This window comes from Verminephrobacter aporrectodeae subsp. tuberculatae At4 (genome assembly GCF_000193225.1).
GTDB lineage: Bacteria > Pseudomonadota > Gammaproteobacteria > Burkholderiales > Burkholderiaceae_C > Acidovorax > Acidovorax aporrectodeae.
In genome coordinates, this window is sequence record NZ_AFAL01000813.1 from 1 (window position 1) to 1,122 (window position 1,122).

General features: G+C 65.1%; 1 protein-coding gene. It reads left to right on the forward strand.

Going from position 1 to position 1,122, the window contains the following annotated elements:
• Window positions 1-1,122, forward strand: a 1,122-nt coding sequence (locus VTU_RS34080) for an Ig-like domain-containing protein (RefSeq protein ID WP_010108833.1), incomplete at both ends; no start/stop codon positions are given.

Consider the following 1,122-nt stretch of genomic DNA (forward strand, 5'->3'; position numbering starts at 1 on the left):
CCTCACCGGCGTGACCAACCCCGCAGGCAACGCCGGTGTGGGCCAGGCCGTCTCCACGGTCACCTACGACATCGACGTCTTCTCGCCCGGCGTCAGCATCACGCTGGGCGACAACGCCCTCACCGCGGGTGAAACCACCACCGTCACCTTCAGCTTCAGCGAGCCCGTCAATGGCTTTACCGCCGCCAACATCGACCTGTCACAGGCCCACGGCGCGCTGGGTCCGCTGACCGCCCTCGGAGATGGCAGGAGTTGGACCGCCACCTTCACGCCCACAGCGAATACCAGCGCGACCACCAACCGCATCCGCGTCAACTACCACGGCGTGACGGACTTGGCGGGCAATACGGCGAACGGCACCTCCCCCAGCGACAACTACAGCATTGACACCCGGCCCGGCAGCACGAACCAGCCATCCGACCTGAGCGCACGCGTCACGCTGACCAATAGCCCCCTCATGACGGGAGAAAAGGCGGCCGTCATCATCGCCTTCAACAAACCCGTCAACAGCTTCACGATCGATGACGTGGACGGGACCCGGGCCAGCGGCACGCTCAGCGACCTCGCATGCAGCGCCGACGGCAGAACCTGGACGGCCACCTTCACGCCCACGGCCAACGTCATCGACGAGACCAACACCATCAGCGTGAACCTCGCGGGCGTGACCGACGCCGCAGGCACCGCCGGCACCGGCAGCGCCACCAGCGACAACTTCATCGTGCACACCGCGCTCCCTGCCGCCACGATCACGCTGGCCGATACCGCGCTCACCACGGGCGAAACGACGACCGTCACCTTCACCTTCAACCAAGATGTCACCGACTTCACGCTGAATGACATCGATCTGACTCAGGCCAACGGCACATTGAGCGCACTCGTATACATACCCGACACCGGCAACAAAACCTGGACCGCCACCTTCACGCCCAAGGCCAACTTCAGCAACGCGAGCAACACCATCAGCGTCAACCTGGCTGGCGTAACCAACATGGCAGGCCGCTCCGGTACCGGCACCGCCATCAGCGAGAACTACACCGTGGACACCCGGACGGACACCACGCCCCCGGCGTTCAGCAGCGCCGCGGTCAACGGCAGCCAACTGGTGCTCACGTACACCGAAGC